This window comes from Kouleothrix sp. 19917 (assembly GCF_057073505.1).
This window is the reverse complement of the sequence record NZ_CP097099.1, coordinates 4,010,192-4,027,622: the sequence shown is the minus strand read 5'-3', so window position 1 is coordinate 4,027,622 and position 17,431 is coordinate 4,010,192. Positions and strand designations below refer to the sequence as shown.

The following is a 17,431-nucleotide window of genomic DNA, read 5'->3' as shown; positions in this document are numbered from 1 at the left end:
TGACGAAGGGCGTATCGTATACGGCCAGACTGACAAAGGGCGTATACGATACGCCCAGACTGACGAAGGGCGTATCGTATACGGCCAGACTGACGAAGGGCGTATCGTATACGGCCAGACTGACGAAGGGCGTATCGTATACGGCCAGACTGACGAAGGGCGTATCGTATACGGCCAGACTGACGAAGGGCGTATCGTATACGCCCAGACCGACGCCCAGACAAAGGCCCGATACAGAGGAGAAATAAAGCGATGCAATCGGATGAGTCGAATCGGGAAGCGCTGCTGCTGAGCTTTGCGCTGATCTTTACCGTGCTGCTAGGCGTTTCCTACGGCGTGTCGATGCTGTTCCGCATCCCGGTGCCGTGGTTTGTGGTGCTGATCGTGGCGGTGCTGGTGACGCTGGGGCTGCGCTTTCTGCGCGGGCGGCAGCAGGCCTAATGCACTTTCAGCGCAGGGTTACGGGATGGGGAATAGGGATTGGTGATTACAATGCAGAAACTCTGCTCCGATTTCCACATCGCTTTCTCGATACTGCACCACAGCAGTTTGCAGTCGGCAGGACGCAGTTGGATTTTCCGCGCTACAACGCCTTCTCGCCAGCATATGAGTGTTCAATTGTTCTGCAAACCGCCATAATATAACCAGGCACTGCTACACCGGCTTCTCTCTTACGAAGTACGCACTACGCACTACAAAGCTAAGTGCGCAGTGCGTACTTCTTTAGCCGATTGAGCACCGCACACAAGGACGGCGAGGCCATCTGGCCCCGCCGTCCTTGTGTGCGGTGCGAGTGTTCGCGCTAGGCCGGTGTTGGGTATGCTTCTTCGGTTTCGTCGTGGATCGAAATGTGGTTGGTTTCCTTCAGGAACAGCATACCGATGATGAATGTCATCGCGGCGACGCCGATTGGGAACCACAGGCCAGCGAAGACGTTGCCAGTGCTGGCGACCAGCGCGGTGGCGATAAAGGGCAGCCAGCCGCCGAAGTAGCCATTGCCAAAGTGGTAGGGCAGCGACACCGAGGTGTAGCGGATCTTGGCCGGGAAGGACTCGACCAGGAAGGCAGCGATCGGGCCGTAGACCATCGTGACGAACAGCAGCATCAGGAAGATCAGCAGTGTGATCATCACGGTGTTGGGGGTGGCCGCCACAGCTGGCGTCACAACTTTGCCAGCAGCATCGGTGACCGCAGGCGTGATCGGGCCAGCGGCGGACTGGATGCCCAGGAAGATCGGGTACAGGAAAATGACTGCCAGCAGGTTACCGGCCATCATGACCTTCTTGCGGCCAATGCGATCCGAAAGCGAACCCATCACTACGAAGAAAGGCATGCCCAGCGCCAGCGCGATTGCGGTGACGGTGTCAGCGGTAGTCGCGTTGATCTTAAGCGCGCTCTTCATCCAGCTATTGACATAAAACTGGCCAGTGTACCATACCACCGCCTGGCCGGCCGCCGCGCCCAGCAGCACCAGGAAGAAAGTGCGCCAGCTGCGCGCGCTGCCAAAGCTATCCTTGATCGGCGAGGTCGAGGTTTTGCCTTCGCTCTTCAGCTTGGTGAACAGCGGCGACTCTTTCATCTTCGAGCGGATATAGACCGATACGCCCACCAGGAAGATCGAGAGGATGAACGGAATACGCCAGCCCCACTCGTTGAACGTAGCCGCTGGCATCGCGCCGCGCACAATCAGGATGACCAGCAGCGACACAAACAGGCCTAGCGTCGCGGTGATCTGGATGAAACTGGTGTAGAAGCCACGCCGGTTGTCGGGCACGTGCTCGGCAACGTACACTGCTGCGCCGCCATACTCGCCGCCCAGCGCCAGACCCTGAACGATGCGGATGAGCACCAGGATCGTCGGGGCCAAAATGCCGATTGAGGCGTAGGTTGGCATCAGGCCGATCAATGTGGTTGCGCCACCCATGATCAGCAGGGTGACAAGGAAGGCGTACTTGCGGCCTACCAGGTCGCCAATTCGGCCAAAGACCAGCGCGCCAAACGGGCGGGCGGCAAAGCCGGCACCAAACGTTGCAAGGGTTGAAAGCAGTGCAGCAGTTGGGCTTTCGGTGGGGAAGAACTTCAGAGCGATTACGGTTGCCAGGCTACCAAAGATGTAGAAGTCGTACCATTCGATCATGGTGCCCAGGGCGGAAGCGAGGATGACTTTCCAGATACCTTTGGTATCGACTGCGGTGCTGGGCGCGGCGGCTGTCATCGTAGCCATAGATGTTTCTCCTTTGAGCTTACGGCTGTGCGTCACTGCGTCGCTGAGTGCGCGTTCTCACGATGGTAGTGGGGCTGCGTCGTTAGGCGGGCGAATACGGTCTTGTTCTCCTCCTTTTACGCTATGCCAGGGGTACACCAGCGGCAACCTGGCCGTGCGCGCGCGAACGTTAGGCGCGGGCATGCTGGCGTTCAGGGAAACACACCACCGCATTGGTGTGCACTTGGTGATATTGGGCCGTAGTTCAGGGTAGTTCGTGATGCTCGTATAGTAGGGCCCGATTGTCAAGCCCGATCAAGATTATGGTGAATTTTGTGTAAATATTTTGGCGGCCGTGCGGCGGCATTTTTGGCGTTGTAGTAGGGCTGAGGCCAGTGTTTGTAAAGTTTCTGTAAAGATCGACCTGGCTGGGCGCAATCAGCGTAAGGATTCGACCATCGCCTGAGTCTCGGGCGAGGGCGGCGGCGTGAGCTTGCTGACGACGATTGTCACCAAAAAGTTCACTGGCACGCCAAACACGCCCGCCGCGACATTGGTGATGCCCAGCACATTGAAGCTGGGGTCGCGCGAGTTCAGCAGCATATACGCCAGGGTGGTGAGCAGGCCGGCGATCATGCCTGCAACTGCGCCGCGGCCGTTGGCGCGCTTCCAGAAGATGCCGAGCACCAGAACGGGGAAAAAAGTCGCGGCGGCAAAAGAAAACGCCCACGCCACCAGCTGCACGATCAGCGGCAGGCGGCGCGTGGCTGCAAAGGCGGCCGCCACCGCAACCAGGAAGACCATCGCGCGGCCAAGCAGCAAGCGCTCGCGGGCGGCGCTGCCAGGGTAGAGCGTGCGCGCATACAGATCGTGCGAAAGCGCCGAGGCGATCACAAGCAGCAGGCCGTCGGCGGTGGAAAGTGCGGCGGCCAGCCCGCCCGCGGCCACGAGCGCAGCAACCGTGTGCGGCAGGCCGGCGATCTCGGGCGTGGCGAGCACCACGACGTCAGGGTCGATCTTCAGCTCGCTGAACTGCAAAATGCCATCGGTGGGGTTTGCGCCGTCGTGGGGCAGCGTGGCCGGCCCACTCAGCTCGCCCAGCGCCACGCGCCCGTCGCCGTTGCGGTCGCTGATCAGCAGCTCCTTACTCTGCACCAGGGTATTGGCCCAGTCGGGCAGCGATGTGATGGGCTTGCCGTCCAGTGTCGTCAGGTCGGTGTAGTCGATCAGGCCAACATTTGCCCAGTTTACTGCCCACTCGGGCACGGCCGTGATTGGCTTTCCCACCACATTCTGCATTACCTCCAAGCGCGAAAACGCGGCGTAGGCCGGCGCGGTGAAGTAGAGCATGCAGATGAACAGCAGCGCCCAGCCCACGCTGCGCCGCGACGCGCCAACATCCGGCACGGTGTAGAAGCGGATCAGGATGTGGGGCAGGCCGGCGGTGCCAACCATCAGGCAGAACATCAGCGCCAGAAAATTCCACACGCTCCAATCGTTGAACGGCGCGACGTAGCTGGTGTTGATGCCCTGCGCCACTTCCAGCCGCGTGATCTGCTGCAGCGCCTCGCCATACATGATCTGTGGGATGGGCACGCCCGTCGAGCGGTACGACAGGATCGTCACCGGCGTGAGGTAGGCGATCAGCATCACAATGCACTGCGCCACCTGCGTCCACGTGATTGCGCGCATGCCGCCCAGGTACGAGCAGAACAGCACCGCGCTCAGGCCGATCGTCACGCCGGCCAGGTAGTTCACGCCCAGAAAGCGGCTCATGATAATGCCAATGCCCGTGACCTGCGCGGTCAGGTAGGTGAAGGAGATGATCACGCCGATCACGGCCGCAACCACGCGCGGGCGGTGGCCTTCGTAGCGGGTTGCCACAAAATCGGGGATGGTGTACTGGCCGAATTTGCGCAGGTAGGGCGCGAGCAGCAGCGCCAGCAGCACATAGCCGCCCGTCCAGCCGGTGATATAGGCCAGCCCTTCGTAGCCCAGCAGCCAGAGCGTGCCGGCCAGCGAAATAAACGAAGCCGCGCTCATCCAGTCGGCGCTGATCGCCATGCCATTGAAGAAGGCCGGGATGCGCCGCCCCGCGACAAAATATTCGTCGAGCTTGCTGGTGCGGCTGGCCACGCCAATCACCGCGTACAGGCCGATCATGACGATCATCAGCGCCCAGCCGCTGACGTTGGCGGGCAGGTTGTAGCGCTGTTCGAGCACGCCCATGAGCAGCGCAAACAGAATAAAGCCAATGGTGAAGCAGATATAGATCAGGCCCAGGCGGAGCGTGGCGGCGCGACCGGCGCGCGTGCCCTCGGGCAGGCGCAGGGCCGGGGTCAGCCGCCGATCAAGGCGGGCCGCGCGCCAGGCGTAGGCGGTGATCAGCCCCAGAAAGACCACCAGCGAGCCTTGCGCGCCCATGTAGTAGGCCAGCGGGAAGCCGGTGAAGATTTGGATCTGGTTGAGCTGCTGCGCGAAGATCGCCGGCACAAACGACACCACTGCCCAGATGACCAGCAGCGCCCCAACGATGCGCAAATTTGCACGCCAGGCGGCCCGGTTCGCGCGCGGCGGTGCCAGCGGAGCCAGGCGCGCTGGCTCGGCAATGCGCACAGGCGCAGGCAGCGGCTGGCGCGGCGTGGCCGGCAGCTCGCTTTCGTCGCGGCGCAGCGGTGGGAACAGCCAGTCGAGCACCCACACGGCCGCAACGACGACCAGGAGCCAGAGCACGATCAGCTGAACCAGCCCAAACCAGTTAAACACCATTGTTCCACCTCGTCTGTGTGGGGTGGCGCTGCGACTATTGGATGGCGTGTGACGCGACTATTGTAGCGCAGATTGTGTGCTGGTGCGCTGCGCCTCATTCCCACGGCGGATTCGCGCTCGCCCCTGCTGCTGATGCTGCGCGCGCGGGCGCGTGCTTTTCTCACCGGCTATGGCGTGTTGCACGGCAGTCGGCAGTCGGCAGTCGGCAGTCGGCAGGAGGCAGGGGGCAGTCGGCAGGAGGCAGGAGGCAGTGGGCAGTCGGCAGGAGGCAGTCGGCAGTCGGCAGGAGGCAGTCGGCAGGAGGCAGTCGGCAGTCGGCAGGAGGCAGGAGGCAGTCGGCAGTCGGCAGGAGGCAGGAGGCAGTGGGCAGGAGGCAGGAGGCAGGTTCTCGGTTCTGCGCTCACCCGTCATCTTGTCGCCCCGTCACGCCGGAACCGCCGCCGCGTCGTGCACCGGCAGTGTGACATAAAATGTAGCGCCCTGGCCGGTGCCGGCGCTCTCCACCCAGATCTCGCCGCCCTGCGCATATACCAGGTGGCGCGTGATCGTCAGGCCAATGCCGGTGCCGCCGCTCTGGCGCGCGCGCGACTTATCGACGCGGTAGAAGCGCTCGAAAATGTGCGGCAGATGCTCGGCGGTGATGCCCATGCCAGTGTCGCGCACGCTGATCTGCACAAAGAAATCGTGCGCCCCGGCAGCGATCGTCACGCTCCCGCCAGCGGGCGTGTAGCGCACTGCGTTCGACACCAGGTTAATCATAATCTGCTCAAGGCGGTCGGGGTCGGCCACGATCTCGGGCAGGTCGGGCGGCAGGCTGGTGCGCAGTGTCACACCCTTGGCGCTGAACTGCGGCTGAAACTGCGCGACCACATGCGCAATCGTGCCGCTCAGCGCCAGCGGGCGCGGCGTCACGCGCAGCTGCCCGGCCTCGGCGCGCGACAGCACCGCCATCTCCTCGATCAGCCACTTCAGGCGCGCAGCCTCGTGCTGGATCATCGCGAAAATATGCTCTTCCGGCGCGATCACCCCGTCGATCAGCCCTTCCATGTAGCCTTCGATGGTGGTGAGCGGGGTGCGCAGCTCGTGGGCCACGTCGGCCAGCAGGGCCAGGCGGCGCTGCTCGGTTTGCTCCAGCGCCTCGGCCAGCTGGTTGATGCTCTGGCTCAGGTCGGCCAGCTCGTCGTCTGAGCGGGTGGTAGTGCGCTCGTGGTAGTGGCCGCGCGCCAGGCGCTGGCTGGTGAAGGTCAGCTCCTGCAGCGGCTCGACAATGCGGCGCGACACAAACAGGCTGACGACCACGGCGGCGGCCAGCGCGGCAAAGGCCGAGATCAGCAGGCCCTGATCGACCACCGCCTGAAAGCGCTCCTGCTGGCTGGCCGGGCTGGCCGGCAGTTCGGATGCGTCGAGCTGCCCGGTTTCCGAAGCCGATTGCCCCAGGCTGAGCTGCGAATCGGGGACGAGCTGCGTGCCAGCCAGAAAGTGCGCCGTGGCGAGCAGCACGATCACGCCGATCACCAGGATCGAGAGGTGCGAAACAAAGAGCTTCCAGCGGAGATGTCGTAGCCAGCTCATAAGAAATTTTGAGTGTTGAGTGCTAAATGTTGAGTTTCAAATTTAGCACTCAAAACTTAGCATTCAACACTTAAAATTTACTTCCGGCGCCCAACGAACTTATAGCCCACGCCGCGCACCGTCTGGATAAACGTTGGGTTCGCCGGGTCGGGTTCGAGCTTGCGGCGCAGCAGGCCCACATGCACGTCCACTACCCGGTCGATGCCAGCGAAATCGTGGCCCCACACACGCTCCAGCAGCTGGTCGCGGTTGAACACGCGGCCCGGCTGTTCGGCCAGCGCATACAGCAGATCGAACTCGCGTGGCGTCAGGTCAATCTGCTCGTTGCTGTGCCACACCTCGCGTGTGTCGGGGTCGATCGCCAGATCGTCGAAGCGCAGCGCCGGGCGCTCGGGCGTGGGCTGGGTGGCGCGTGGCCCCAGCGTGCGGCTGCGGCGCAAAATGGCCTTCACGCGCACCACCAGCTCGCGCGGGCTGAACGGCTTGGTCAGGTAGTCGTCCGCGCCAACCGAAAGCCCAACGATCTTGTCGATTTCTTCGGCGCGGGCGGTCAGCATCAGCACATACACGTCGAATTCCTGCTGAATGCGTCGGCACACTTCCATGCCATCCATGCCCGGCAGCATCACATCAAGCACGATCAGGTCGGGGCGGGTGGCGCGCGCCTGCGCAAGCGCAGTTGGGCCATCGAGCGCGGTATGCACGGCAAAGCCATCGGCCCGCAGGTAGCTGGCGATCAGATCGAGGATCGGTGGTTCGTCGTCAACCACAAGGATCGTTGCGCTCTGCATCGAGCCAGCTCCTCGCGTTAAAAAGCCACAATTGGGGTTTGCAGCGGCTATTGTAGCATATCTGGCGCGGGCACGCGCAGTGATACCATTCTAGTCAGGGCGATGTCAAAGTCGCAAAAAATTTATCCACAGATTACGCAGATTACGCAGATTATAGGCCCATATTTGTGTAATCTGCGGCAATTAACATGGCTCTGCATTCTAGCGTTGTGCAACCACTTCCACAGCGCCAAGCTCTGCCGGCCCCAGCACGCGCTGCGCCACGTAATCGTGCACAAGCAGTCGCAGGCGGTAATTGCCGGGCGGCAGGTCGGGCGGCAGCGCGAGCGTGCGCTGCTCGTCCACACTTTCGCCTGCGCGCCACAGCCAGCTTGGGTAGAAGCCACCCTGCGGCGCAGATGTTTCGCTTGCGACGACGTTGCCGCTGGAATCGAGCAGCTGGAGTTCGGGAAAGAAGGCCTGTGCGGTGTGCGCGCCCGCCTGCCAGCGCAGGTCGATTGCCAGGGGAGCGCCGGCCGCAGCACGCGCAGGTCCATTCCAGCCAGACAATACCAGCCCGCCACCAAAATCGGTTGTGCTGTCGCGCAGTGCCGCCGTCTCTGCCTTGTGGCGCAGGTACACAAACTCGCCGCTGCCCGGCACAAGCGCATCAATCTGCCCATCGCCGCTGCGCACAAAGGTCGCCAGCACGCGCTCATCGACGCTCTGGCCGGCCAGCATCAGCCGCAGCACAAGCGTGTAGTTGCCGGCTGGCGGCGCGGCTGGCCCGGCGAAGCGCGGGAAGTCGCTGGTATTGACGTAGCCTTCGCCGCCAAGCGTGGCGGGCAAGAGGTCGACGCCCAGGTACTGCGGGCGGGTGCGCTGCGGGTCGGGCGCGAGCAGGAAGCGATTGACCGGCTTGCCATCGGCCTCCAGCGCGATTTCCAGCTCGGGCAGCGGGCCGGCCAGCGGGTGCTGGATTTCAATCGCGGTTTTCAGGCGCTCGTCTTCCCAGAAGCTGTGGTAGCGCAGCACCAGCGGGTTGAGCGCCGCTACGTCCAGCGGCTTGTCGCGCCGCACAACCCGCACATCGCCAAACTGCGCCAGCGTGTGCACGCCCGGCAGGCGCTCGTTGGCGCGCGCCAGCAGCGCCACCGACGGCTGCTCGGTGTCGATCAGCCAGCTTTCGGCGGGCGGCAGCGACGCAGTCAGGTCGCGCTGCGCAATTGGCGCGCTGTCGCGGCGCTGCCCGAGCAAGCCGATCTGCACCCAGTAGGCCAGCGGCGCCAGCGAGGTTCCAACCACTGGCGCGCGCGTCGCCGCTTCGGGCTCGTTTGCGCGCAGCCAGCGCGCCGCCGCCACCAGATCGGGCGTCACCAGCTGGATGCGCGTCGGCGGCTGCGTGAAGGCGCTTGTTGCAAGCGCAAGGCCCAGCGCCGCGCCGCCGGCTAGCCATTCCCAGCGCGGCCGTTCGGCCAGCGCCAGCGCGGCAGCAGATACGATTGCGCAGGCCAGCGGCGTCAGCACAAACAGCAGCTTGTAGGCGTGGTAGTTTGCCACCCGCCCGGTGCCTGCCAGCGCGGCCAGCGCCAGCGCGGCCAGCAGCACCACGCCCGCCGCGCCAAGCAGCCCACGGGCACGGCGCGCGGCCAGCAGCACCACAGCGCCAAGCAGCGCCAGCACAATTGGCGCGAGCCGCGCCAACGTCGGCAGCGCCACCAGACCCTGATGGGCCAGCACCGCCTGGCCGGCGCGGCTGCGTGGCAGCACATCGAGCACGCCCATCAGCAGCGGTGGCGCGAAGACCAGCGCCGCCTGCCAGATCGTCTGCGCGCTGCGCCAACGCCGTGCCAGCACCAGCGCGGCAAACGCGGCGGGAAGCGGCAGCCACAGTGGGTAGGTGCTCGCCAGCGCCGCCAGCGTGAGCCCCAGCTGCGCGGCAGCTGCCAGCGGCCAGCGCGGCAGGGCCAGCGCGTGGCCAAACGCCAGCAGCGTCAGCAGCACGCCAAACAGCATGGTGTAGTAGCTCTGGTCGAGGTAGGCATCCATAAAGAAGGTGGCGTGGCTCAGCAGCAGCAGCGGGCCGGCCAGCAGCAGCGGCGCCTGCCACCAGCGCGACTGCGTGGCCGCAGATGGGCCAGCGGCCAGCGCCACCACCACGCCCGCCACCAGCCCGCCGACAATCGCCGCGCAGGGGTACATCACTTCCAGCGCGGGCAGGCCAGCCGCGCGCGCTGCCGCCACTACAAGCAGCGCAAATCCAGCCGGGTAGGCGTTCATCTCGCCCAGCAGGCCGCGCGTCGCGTTCGTGATCGGCGGCAGCGCGCGCTGCGCGACTAACCAGTCGATTAGCTGCATGTGATGCGCGGCGTCGACCGAAATGCCCATCGGCAGGAGCGTGGGCCATGCGGCGCAGAAGCCTGCGCCGGCCACAGCGCATGCCGCCACCAGCGCGGCCGCCAGCTCGGGCCAGCGCGGCACAACCCGCCCGCGCAGCAGCGGCACAAGCGAGGGTAGGCCCGCAGCGCACGCCGCGCCAAGCAAGAGCCCAGCACTCAGCGGAATGCCGGCGTGGCCCGCCAGAATGCCGGCCACCACCAGCGCCGCCAGCATATTGCCGAGCGTTGCAAACAGCAGCCACGCGCCGCTGCACGGCCCATAGCCGACTGCGCTGTTTGGGTCTGGCGTTTGCGTATGGGTTGAAAATCGTCGCATTGTGTATTTCTACCGATGGCTGTGAGCTGGGCGCTGCATCAGAAAGAGCAAACACGCGCCACGCGGGAAAAGAGCCGCTTCGCTGCGCAGTGATTTGTATGAATCATACAATTGAAAAGAACTTTGCTTTGTATATAATGTATAGCGAAGACAATGATAGCGGTGCTGACGACGACTGTCCACTCGCTGCGGTCGATGCAATTGGAAGAGGATTAGCATGAGCTTTATTCAGTCAGAAGACCAGGGCGCATTCGTCGCCTGCGATATATGCAAGAACTACAGCGCGCTGTTCGATCCCGACTGGCGGCGCGTGCGCAACGATGCCAATGGCCAGCCGCAGCACCTGTGCCGCGAGTGCCGCAAGGATGCGGTCTGGTGCGAAACGCACTATGCCTACCACCTGGCCGAAGCCAACCACCGCCGCGCCTGCGCCGATTGTGGCGGCCTGTTCACCGCCCAGGTTCAGCTCAAGCTCGAACACTGCCCAAGCTGCCGGCGCACGCAGCCGCTGGCCCCGCGCCAGGTGGCTCGCCCGACGCTCTGGAAATATCTGCAAACGCACCTGTTCGCCTACCTTGTCTAGCTGCTGAGCAAAACGTCAGAATATTGGCAGAAGTACCACGCAAACCACCGGACGCACACCCTGCGCCCGGTGGTTTTGCATGCTTCTTTACCCGGGCGGGCGGCGGAAGATTGTCAGCGTCTCGTGCAGAATTGGCACGAATGCCCCGCCATAGCGCGTGCTGTTCGAGCTGACATTGTGCTGGATTTTGACGACAATCGACTCGATGTGCTGGCGGTCGAGCCGCGCCACATCGACGGTGAGCGGCTCGTAGCGCCCGCCGCGCCGCAGGTCGCCCATCAGCACCACCAGCCGCCCGCCCGGTGCCAGCAGCTCGAAAAAGCGCCAGTAGCCCGCCCGCAGCAGTGCGGTGAAGGCCGGCAGCGAGCCCGCCCGGCTGAGATCGCGCGCGTCGTCGCTGTACAGCTTCATGTCGTGGTAGGGCGGGTGCCAGAAGATCAGGTCGTAGTTTTTGCCAATTGGGTCGCGCAGGCTATCGGTGCCGCTGTGCAGGTCGAAGCCGCTGTACGGAATGTCCATATCGGCGCAGACCTCGCGACTGGTGCCGCCGCCTTCCATCGGGTCGAGCACGTGGCCGGGCCGAAAGGTCGCGCACAGATCGATCAGCAGGTAGCCCGAGCAGTTGCCGGGGTAGCGGTTATTGCCCCACGGCCCGCGGCCCGGGTAGCTCACGACGCTGGTGAGCGGCGCGCGCTGGCGCAGATATTCGGCTAAAGCTTTGGCGTCTCGCATAGCGGCAGTACGGTTGGCAGGTTGTCGCCGGGGGCGTATCGCATACGCCTGCTGGCAGGTTGTCGCCGGGGGCGTATCGCATACGCCTGCTGGCAGGTTGTCGGTCGTCGCGGTTATACCTCCACCGCGTTCACTGGCTGCAAATCGGGGTTGTCGCAGGCGCGGCGGCCAATTTTCACCAGGTCGCGCCATTCGCCGGCGATCTTCACGCGCACAATGTCGGCGGTGAAATCGTTGTTGGTGCCTTCTTCGTCGCTGTTCGAGAAGAGCGACGAGCCGACGCCGTAGATGTCGGCCGGCACGCCCAGCTCTTCGAAGCGGCGGATTTTGCGCGGGCCAAAGCCGCCCGTCACCACAATTTTCACATCGTGGCACCACGCGCGCGCCCGCTCGACCCATTCCGGTGGCAGCTTCCAGCTCTGCCATGCATCGTCGATCGCCTGGCGCAGGAAGAAGACCAGCCGCGGCGCAACGCCCATATCCAGGTCTTTCTGGCCCAGCGGCGGCACGCTGCGGTCGCGCAAGGTGCCGCTGGTATCGGGGCGCACGCCAAACAGTTTGTAGCGCGCTGCCTCGTCGTGCTGGCCCGCATCGCTCAGCTCGCGGTAGCGCAGGAACATCGCTTCCATCACGGCGAGCGTGGTGCCAACACAATCGTTGTCGAAATCGATCAGGGCGATGCGCGGGATCTCGACCGGGCGCGTTTCCGCGAAGGCCAGCATGCACTCGACCGTATCGCCCAGAAAGGCCGCAATCGCCGCGTGTGCCACCGTGCCGCCACCCAGCCCGCCCCACCAGTCGCCCTGCGCGTCGGTGGAGATAAACGAGCCAACCGCGTGCCCGTGATCCATATTGAAGCGCTGCACCGCGATATTGTAGGCATAGCCGTCGGCAGCCTGCACCTCGTGCGCGTCGAAGCGCGCCGGGAAGAACAGCACCGGCTTGCCGCGCGCCGCGCCCAGCACATTGTACACGTTTGTGGCGATCCGGGTCGCGCGGGTCAGCGCGCCCAGCGTTGGCGTTTCGAGCAGCGCGAAGTCGCGGTAGCGCCCGCGCACGCGCAGCACTGGCCGAACGTTCAGCGGGTCGCCGCTGTAGGGCACCATCACGCCGTCGTGCACGGCTTCCACTTCCAATTGGTCGTAGGTGTTCACGAACGAGCCGTCGGGCGCGAAATAGCCGGTGCAGCACGCCAGCATTGCCAGCGCCTTGTCGACTCCGGCAACCACAGAAAAGGGCTGGCGGCGCGTAAACCACTGCATTTCGACTTCAAGGTTGCCAATGTCGATATTGCGCGGATCGATTCCTGCTGCTGCCATTCGGTACGAATGACCCTGAAAGCCATAGGCGCGCTGCGCCAGCACGCTCAGCATCCCAACAATATTTTCGAAATATTTGTCGGAATACCAGCCGCTGCGCATGCGCTCGGCATCTATTTTGAACGACTCATTCGTCAGGCGCTGATTGTCGAAAATGCTCATTGCGATTGTCCTTTGCGTCTCAATAGTTTATTGTATAATTGACAATAAGCATTGTACGCGAAAGTTTTGGGTTTGTCAATACCCCGCCCAGAGATCCAAGGTGCGGTGCTTTGCGTAGTTCGGGGTAATTCGGCGAATCTTGTTAAGATTTTGATCATACCCTCTTGACAATCTTTTCACCGTCATATATACTGAAAGTGCTTTCATAAAAGTTTGTTTCAATCATCATTTCATCCCTACGCTCCATGCATTCATCGGCGTTCTGCGCCGTTCTGAGGGATAGCGGGCCGGCCTGAGTGGACTGGGCTGGTATTGGGTAGCGTATTCGGGCCGTGTTCTGGGCTTTCTGTACAAATGGAAGTTTTGCGGTATGATAAGGAACGCCTTTCATAACCCACTTCTTTCATATCGTGCCACGCCAGGGCCTGGCGTTTTGTCGCCCACGGCTTTCGTCGATGTACCCTTCCGCCTCACTCACGCATTCGCTGAAAGGAGGTCGCGTTCGTATCTCAGTGCTTTCAGTCCGCACCGGGTATTCTGTTGATCCTCGTCTACAACGTTTGTTAGGAGGACAGATCTATGCGAAGGAAGAGCTTTTCGCTCGTACTGCTGGCAATGTTCGCCAGCCTGATCCTGGCGGCCTGCGGTGGCAGCACCGCGGCAACCCCGACACAGGCTCCTGCACCGGCCGCTGAGGCCACGGCCGCACCGGCCGCCGAACCAACCGCTGCCCCGGCCGCTGAGGCCCCCACCGCGATGGCGGAAGCGCCAACGGCGATGGCTGAAGCGCCCACCGCAATGGCCGAGGCCACCGCTGCCCCGTCGAGCGGCGGCGAAACTGGCACCGTTGACTATGCTGAGATTGGCCAGGAGCTGGCCGATGCCTATACCGGCAAGTACAAAGGCACCACCGTCAGCTTGCTCCACGGCCTGTCGGGCGACGAAGAAAACAAGTTCAAGGCGCAGTTTAAGGATTTCCAGGAGAAGACCGGTATCACCGTGAACCTGGTTCCGGGCAGCACGACCGAGTCGATTGCCGTCAAGGCCCAGAGCGGCACGATCGAAGATATCGTCAACTTCCCGCAGCCGGGCGTGATGGCCAGCTATGCCAAGCAGGGCAAGCTGATCGACCTCAACGGCTTTATCAAGGCCGACTGGCTGAAGAAGAACTACAACCAGGGCTTTATCGACACCAACACGGCACCCGATGCCAGTGGCAAGATGATCCTGGGTGGCGTCTTCAACCGCATCAACCTGAAGAGCATTGTCTTCTACCCGAAGAAAGCCTTTGACGAGGCTGGCTACACCATTCCCGAGACCTGGGACGACATGACCAAGCTGATGGATCAGATCGTTGCCGATGGCGACACCCCCTGGTGCATCGGCATCGAGTCGGGCGGCGCGACCGGCTGGCCGGCGACCGACTGGGTCGAAGACATCATGCTGCGCACGACCTCGCTTGAGAACTACGACAAGTGGACCAAGGGCGAGCTGCCGTTCACCGACCCGGTCGTTAAGAATGCCGTTCAGAAAATGAGCGACATCTGGTTCAACGATAAGTACGTGTACGGTGGCCGCGCGGCCATCGCCACCACGAACTTTGGCAACGCGCCGGCCCCGATGGTGCAGGACCCGCCCAAGTGCTGGCTGCACCGCCAGGGTACGTTCATCACCACCTTCATGGAGCAGGCCAAGCCTGGTATCAAGGCCGGCGTCGACTACGACTTCTTCTACCTGCCGCCGATTGATCCGCAGTATGGCAAGCCAGTGCTGTTCGCGGGCGACCTGTTCAGCATGTTCAACGACCGCCCCGAAGTTCGCGCGGTGATGGAATACTTCACCACCTACGAGTCGGTTGCGCCGTGGATCAAGATTGGCAATGGCGCGATCTCGCCCCACAAGAATGCCGTTCTGTCGGACTATGTCAGCCCGGTTGACAAGAAGGCCGCCGAGATCATTGCGGGTGCTTCAAGCGCGCGCTTCGACGGCTCGGACCTGATGCCGGCCGAGGTTGGCGCTGGTAGCTTCTGGAAGGGCATGACCGACTATGTGAGCGGGAGTGCCGACCTTGACGCAGCGCTGAAGACCATCCAGGATGGTTGGGCGAACGTCAAGAAGTAAGGTTTCTGTGGGCGGGCGGCAGTGATGTCGCCCGCCCGCGCATAACACACCGACTTTCTCCTCCCTCTGCTACAGTAGTCACAGCGCGTCCAAACTGCCCCAGGCCGCGACCGGCCTGCATACGAGGAGGTCGAAGATGATCCAACAAACGCAAGAAGTCGAGAAGCGCCCTGCTTCATCTGCCCGGTCCGATGGGTGGAACCCGGGACAGTTTGTCATTGCGCTTGTCGGCTTAGCTGTTGTTTTCGTGCTGCTCTGGCTCGGGTTTTTATACCTGAGAGGAACCAAGACCGCCTCAGTGCTCAATGCGATCATTGCGATCGTCTGGGGTGTGGGAGGGGTTGCCGCTGTCTTTGGCATCACGAATGCGATGATCGAAGCGCTGCCCACCACGTGGCGCAATCGGATCTTGCCGTTCCTGTTCTTTATGCCTGGCATTACCATTCTTTTCCTGTTTCTCACCATCCCAACCCTGATCACGCTGTACCAGAGCTTCTTCAACAACGATACCACTCAGTTCGTTGGGCTGCAGAACTACATTGCCACATTCACCGATCGCTCAATGCTTGAGTCGTTCCGCAACAACCTGATCTGGCTGTTTGCCGGCACCGCATCCTGTGTGATCCTGGGCCTGCTGATCGCCGTGCTGGCCGACCGCAGCGCGTTCGAGACGGTTGCCAAGGCAATCATTTTTGTGCCGATGGCGATCTCGCTGGTGGGCTCGAGCGTGATCTGGCGCTTTATTTACGCCTATGCGCCGCTTGGCCAGCCGCAAATCGGCGTGCTGAACGCCATGCTGACATCGCTGGGTATCGAGCCGCAATCGTGGCTGACGCTGCAACCCTGGAACAACCTGTTTCTGGTGCTGGTGATGATCTGGGGGTCGACCGGCTTCTGTATGGTGCTGCTGTCGTCGGCGCTCAAGGGCGTGCCAGCCGACATCATCGAAGCCGCGCAGGTCGATGGCGCGACCGAGATTCAGGCCTTTTTCCAAATCATTATTCCCTACATCCAGGGCACCATCCTGACGGTGACGACCACCACCGCAATTGGCACGCTGAAGATCTTCGACCAGGTGTTTGTGATGACGGGTGGCCAGTACGGCACCTCGGTGGTTGGAACTGAGTTTTACCGCCAGTTCTTCACCAACCGTAATTTTGGCTACGGCGCGGCTATCGCGATCGTGCTCTTCATCGTTATCTCGCCGGTGATGATCTACAACCTGCGCCAGCTCGGGAAACAGGAGGGCTTCTAAATGGCAGCGATGGCAAAAACAACAACCGGCAGCGCCAGCCGCAACAAGCTCGTCAATGGCATTCTTGTCAACGGCACGCTGGCGATCATCTGCATCATCTGGCTGGTGCCGCTGCTTGGCCTGCTGGTATCGTCGTTCCGCAACAGCAGCGACATTATCAACAGCGGCTGGTGGACAGTGTTCCCGCACCAGGAATATGTGAGCGAGCAGGCGAACCAGATTCAGCTCACCAAAGGCATCCCGCTCGATCAGCCGATCGAGATCCCGCAGCTGGGCGTGACACTGAGCAACGACCAGCTGATTGCTGGCTACAATCTGCCTGACGGCCGGCGCGTGATCTGGGCGAACCGGCGCGCTCGCCTGCTGAATGTTCAGCAGAAAGAATGGACCTCGAACGCGAATTTCACCACCAGCAACTACCAGAACGTGCTGTTTGGCCAGGAGTTCACGCTCACGCTGCCCGATGGTTCCACCCGAACCGAAAAGGGCGAAGACATGAGCAAGGCCTTCCTGAACTCGCTGACGGTGACGATCCCGGCCACGGTGATCCCGATCCTGCTGGCGACCTTCGCGGCCTACGCCTTCGCGTGGATGCGCTTCCCGGGGCGCAAAATACTCTTTGCGATGGTGGTTGGCCTGCTGGTGATCCCCGGACAGGTGGCGCTGATCCCGCTGCTGCGCGCATTCAGCGGCTTGCAGATCAACGGTACTTTTCTGGCGCTCTGGCTGGTGCACACTGGCTTCGGCCTTTCGCTGGCGATCTATCTGCTCTACAACTACATCAGCCAGCTCCCGCGCGAGATCCTTGAGTCGGCGTTTATCGACGGCGCATCGCAGTTTACGATCTTCCTGCGCCTGATCCTGCCGCTGTCGGTACCGGCGCTGGCGTCGTTCGCGATCTTCCAGTTTATGTGGGTTTGGAACGACTACCTGAACGCGCTGATCTTCCTCGGCACCGCGCCCGAGCAGCAAGTCATGACAATCAAGCTTGCGCAGATGCTTGGGTCGCGCGGGCAGGCCTGGTATTTGCTGACGGCAGGTGGCTTTGTTTCGATGCTGCTGCCGCTGGTTGTTTTCTTCTCACTGCAGCGCTTCTTCGTGCGCGGCCTGATGGCCGGCTCGGTGAAGGGTTAGGCAGAACAGGCGCTTCCATTCTTCTGGCGGCTGTTCGTTAGGCCCGAACAGCCGCCATCGCTTCACCAATGCGCTGCCACGGCTGCTGCGTGCCAC

Annotated in this window: 12 protein-coding genes; 5 read left to right on the top strand and 7 right to left on the bottom strand. The window is 62.5% G+C overall.

Going from position 1 to position 17,431, the window contains the following annotated elements; genetic code table 11:
* The first annotated feature begins 252 nt into the window (after window positions 1-252).
* Window positions 253-441, top strand: coding sequence for a hypothetical protein (locus tag M1P90_RS16495; protein WP_483704131.1), 189 nt, complete (start codon window positions 253-255; stop codon window positions 439-441).
* 361 nt (window positions 442-802) lie between these two features.
* Here the strand turns inward: M1P90_RS16495 and M1P90_RS16490 are convergent, their stop codons facing one another.
* The 5 genes from M1P90_RS16490 to M1P90_RS16470 all read right to left on the bottom strand — a co-directional run bounded on the left by M1P90_RS16490 (window position 803) and on the right by M1P90_RS16470 (window position 10,029).
* Window positions 803-2,224, bottom strand: a complete 1,422-nt coding sequence (locus M1P90_RS16490) for an MFS transporter (protein WP_483704129.1) — start codon at window positions 2,222-2,224, stop codon at window positions 803-805.
* 417 nt (window positions 2,225-2,641) lie between these two features.
* Entirely contained in the window at window positions 2,642-4,972 is a 2,331-nt protein-coding gene (locus tag M1P90_RS16485) for a VC_2705 family sodium/solute symporter (RefSeq protein WP_483704127.1), read from the bottom strand.
* A 423-nt stretch (window positions 4,973-5,395) separates the two neighbouring features.
* Window positions 5,396-6,544 carry a sensor histidine kinase gene (locus M1P90_RS16480; RefSeq protein ID WP_483704125.1) on the bottom strand — a complete coding sequence of 383 codons (1,149 nt, stop codon included), beginning with the start codon at window positions 6,542-6,544 and terminating at the stop codon, window positions 5,396-5,398.
* 77 nt (window positions 6,545-6,621) lie between these two features.
* Window positions 6,622-7,335 (bottom strand): response regulator, encoded by a 714-nt coding sequence (locus tag M1P90_RS16475; RefSeq protein WP_483704123.1) that lies wholly within the window; start codon window positions 7,333-7,335, stop codon window positions 6,622-6,624.
* A gap of 201 nt (window positions 7,336-7,536) precedes the next feature.
* Window positions 7,537-10,029, bottom strand: coding sequence for a hypothetical protein (locus tag M1P90_RS16470; RefSeq protein WP_483704121.1), 2,493 nt, complete (start codon window positions 10,027-10,029; stop codon window positions 7,537-7,539).
* A gap of 217 nt (window positions 10,030-10,246) precedes the next feature.
* On the opposite strand from M1P90_RS16470, the gene M1P90_RS16465 reads away from it, so the two are divergent.
* Entirely contained in the window at window positions 10,247-10,612 is a 366-nt protein-coding gene (locus M1P90_RS16465; RefSeq protein ID WP_483704119.1) for a hypothetical protein, read from the top strand.
* A gap of 87 nt (window positions 10,613-10,699) precedes the next feature.
* On the opposite strand, the gene M1P90_RS16460 is transcribed toward M1P90_RS16465, so the two are convergent.
* Both M1P90_RS16460 and M1P90_RS16455 read right to left on the bottom strand, forming a co-directional pair.
* Window positions 10,700-11,344, bottom strand: a complete 645-nt coding sequence (locus tag M1P90_RS16460; protein WP_483704117.1) for a hypothetical protein — start codon at window positions 11,342-11,344, stop codon at window positions 10,700-10,702.
* Window positions 11,345-11,457: 113 nt separating this feature from the next.
* Window positions 11,458-12,825, bottom strand: a complete 1,368-nt coding sequence (locus M1P90_RS16455; RefSeq protein WP_483704115.1) for a nicotinate phosphoribosyltransferase — start codon at window positions 12,823-12,825, stop codon at window positions 11,458-11,460.
* Between the two features lie 579 nt (window positions 12,826-13,404).
* On the opposite strand from M1P90_RS16455, the gene M1P90_RS16450 reads away from it, so the two are divergent.
* From M1P90_RS16450 to M1P90_RS16440, 3 genes are all read left to right on the top strand, one after another.
* The gene (locus tag M1P90_RS16450; RefSeq protein WP_483704113.1) at window positions 13,405-14,946 is read left to right on the top strand and encodes an ABC transporter substrate-binding protein; all 1,542 of its coding nucleotides are present in this window, start codon (window positions 13,405-13,407) and stop codon (window positions 14,944-14,946) included.
* Between the two features lie 136 nt (window positions 14,947-15,082).
* Entirely contained in the window at window positions 15,083-16,201 is a 1,119-nt protein-coding gene (locus M1P90_RS16445; protein ID WP_483704111.1) for a carbohydrate ABC transporter permease, read from the top strand.
* Window positions 16,202-17,335 carry a carbohydrate ABC transporter permease gene (locus M1P90_RS16440; protein WP_483704109.1) on the top strand — a complete coding sequence of 378 codons (1,134 nt, stop codon included), beginning with the start codon at window positions 16,202-16,204 and terminating at the stop codon, window positions 17,333-17,335. It begins immediately after the preceding gene.
* The last annotated feature ends 96 nt before the right edge of the window (window positions 17,336-17,431 follow it).